Below are 1,519 nucleotides of genomic sequence, written 5' to 3' on the forward strand. Positions count from 1 at the left end.
CAGGGCTCCTTCGCGAGGACGGTGTTGACCGTGCCCAGGCTGTTGCCGCCCACGACCAGGGGAACGACGCCGATGCCGTCGTCGAAGAAGGCTCCGCAGGCTATGGCCAGGTTGACCGCCGAAGTCACGGCCCCGGGGTTCGTCGAGAGGCATCCGCCCAGGAGGAATAGGGGTTTCCGGGAAGCCCTGAGCCGACCGAGGATCTTTTCAATGGTCTCCTCGGGGATGCCGGTCTTTTCCGCCAACTTGGCCACGCCGTCGGGGCTGGCTCCATCAGGGTTGATCCCCTGAGCCTTGAAGCCTGCCACCAGGTCCGCCAGCCCCTGGACAAAGGCCGCGCTCTGCTCCGGCGTTGGGGCGACGGCGTCGATGTCGGTCAAGTCTCCGTAGGGGTTGGGTTTGCAGGAGATATTCAACAGGGCGGCCCCGTTCCTGAGGGCGCCCACCCGCATGTAACTGGCTATTACCGGGGCTTCCTCGTCCGGTTCGGCCGAGAGGTTGACCAGGCAATCGCTCTCCAGGATGTTATGGGCGGCGGTGAAGGGGCGGACGCCCTGCCTGCTGAAGGGCTCAAAGCCCTTGACGAAGCCCCTGAGGATGTCGCCGTCGAAAGTGTCGAGCCGCTCCATGCCCAGGCGGTCCTTGAAGAGCGAGACGAAAAGCGCCAGCTCCTCGTCGGTGCATAGGCTCGACACCAGGACACCGTCGCTGTCGGCCTCATGGGCCTTTTCGAAGTTCCGGGCCACCAGTTCGAGAGCTTCCTCCCAGCTGGCCTCCCTGTAGTGGGAGCCCTCCCTTATCATGGGGACGGAGATCCTCTCCCTTTCGGAGGACCTTGGGAGGGTCCATCGCCCCTTCCTGCAAAGTTGGCCGCCGTCGGGTTCGGTAACGGCCGTGCCCTCGACCCTGGCAATGCTCCCGGTCCGGACGTAGACCTTGATGCGGCACCCGACCGGGCAGAGGGGGCATACGCTCTCGACCACGTCGTCGCAATCCTTCCTTCGCCCACGATAGGCGAACTCCCTGAGGGTGATGGTACCGGTGGGGCAGACTTGCGCGCAGGCGCCGCAAGTTGTACAGGTATCGCTCTCACCCAACCTGCGGCCCAGGTCGGAGATGATCGTCGCATTCCACCCCCTCTTCTGGAGGTCCAGCGTGTGGGTCCCCACCTTCTCGGCGCATATCCTGATGCAGCGAAGGCACAGGATGCAGCGGTTGTGGTCTATCTGGATGTCCCTGTGGGTGGCGTCGTTTTCAAAACCCGCGTAGAGGTAGGGGTATCGGACGCTGTCCATCCCGTGTTCGATGGCCAGGTCCTGGAGTTCGCAGTCGCCGCTCTGGGAGCAGTACATGCAGAAATGGTTGCGCCCCGCGAAGATCAGTCCCAGCATCTGCCTCCGGTATTCCCGGAGTTTCTCCGTTTGGGTGTGCACCACCATGCCATCCAGGGCGGGAGTGGTGCAGGCCGTCAGCATTTTGGGGTTCTTTTCCACCTCGACGACGCACATGCGGCAGGACC

General features: G+C 63.7%; 1 protein-coding gene. It reads right to left on the bottom strand.

What is annotated here, in order from left to right:
* The coding region (locus GX108_03185; protein NLO56047.1) for a 4Fe-4S dicluster domain-containing protein at positions 1 to 1,519 on the bottom strand (1,519 nt) is incomplete at both ends.

This window comes from Thermovirga sp. (genome assembly GCA_012523215.1).
Taxonomy (GTDB): domain Bacteria; phylum Synergistota; class Synergistia; order Synergistales; family Thermovirgaceae; genus 58-81.